Origin of the sequence: Blastococcus sp. KM273128, from assembly GCF_021698975.1 — a bacterium.
In the GTDB taxonomy this organism is placed as follows: Bacteria; Actinomycetota; Actinomycetes; order Mycobacteriales; family Geodermatophilaceae; genus Blastococcus.
In genome coordinates this window covers 1-1,089 of the sequence record NZ_SSXA01000168.1, presented here as the reverse complement: position 1 = coordinate 1,089, position 1,089 = coordinate 1, and the positions used below count along the sequence as shown (strand labels likewise).

The 1,089-nt window shown below is 72.5% G+C and carries 1 protein-coding gene; it reads right to left on the bottom strand.

The genetic code is table 11. The annotated features are described in order from the left end of the window. Nucleotides 1-26 precede the first annotated feature (26 nt). Nucleotides 27-980 carry an IS481 family transposase gene (locus E9529_RS21430; protein WP_236833278.1) on the bottom strand — a complete coding sequence of 318 codons (954 nt, stop codon included), beginning with the start codon at nt 978-980 and terminating at the stop codon, nt 27-29. Between the last annotated feature and the right edge of the window lie 109 nt (nt 981-1,089).

Sequence of the window (1,089 nt, the reverse complement as noted above, 5' to 3'; positions counted from 1 at the left end):
CTAGCTGTAGCGACCAGACAGGTTGTTCACGCGGCGAGGCGGCTGATCGGTGGCTGACCTTCGAGGGCGGAGTGGCTGCGGGCAGTGTTGTAGTGCTTCAGCCAGCAGTCCAGGGCGGCGGTGCGCTGGTCGTTGCTGGTCCAGCCGGTGGCGTAGGCCCACTCGCTCTGCAGGGTGCGGTTGAACCGCTCGGCCTTGCCGTTGGTCCAGGGGCGCCCGGGCTGGATGAACCGGCGGCCGATGCCCAGGCGGGTGCAGACGGCGATCCAGGCGGCGCCGCGGCGGTAGCTCAGGGCGTTGTCGGTCAGCACCCGCTCCACGGTGACGCCCTGGCCGGTGAACCAGGCCGCCGCCCGGGTGAGGAAGTCAGCGCAGGTGGCGGTGCGCTCATCGGGGAGGACCTCGGCGTAGGCCAGCCGGGTGTGGTCGTCGATGGCCACGTGCACGTAGTCCCAGCCCAGGCCGCGTCCGCGCACCTCCTCGCTGCGGCCGTGCACCCGCCAGCCCCCACCGTCAGGGATCCGGCCGAGCTTCTTCACATCGACGTGCAGCAGCTCGCCGGGGCGCTGGCGTTCGTAGCGGCGGTCGCTGTGCCGCCGCCCGCGCAGCAGCTCGCCGGTGAGCCGGTCCACCTCGGCCAGCCGCGGCATGCCGGCGCGGGCGATCACCACACCGATCGTGGAGGCCGCGATGCCGAGGATCGCGGCCAGCCGCAGCGGCCCGGCGTGGTGCTCGGTGCGGGCGGCCACGATCGCCGCGGTCGTCTCCGCCGACGTCTTGCGCGGCATCCGGTGCGGCCGGGAGGAGCGGTCGAGCAGCCCGGCCTCGCCCTCGGCGCGCCAGCGGCGCATCCACTTGTAGACCGTCTGTCGGCTGACGCCCAACTGCTTGGCCACCTCCCCAGGGCGGTGGCCGGCCAGGACACGGGCGACGATCAGCTTGCGGGCATACAGGGTCGTGCGGGCGTTAGCGTGGGCCACGGAGACCTCCGGTTGGGAACGGCGACGTCAAGCACCGCCACTCCTGCCGGAGGTCTCCGCCGTGATCAAGCCACCACGCCGACTGTCAACAACGTCCCTGGTCGCTACA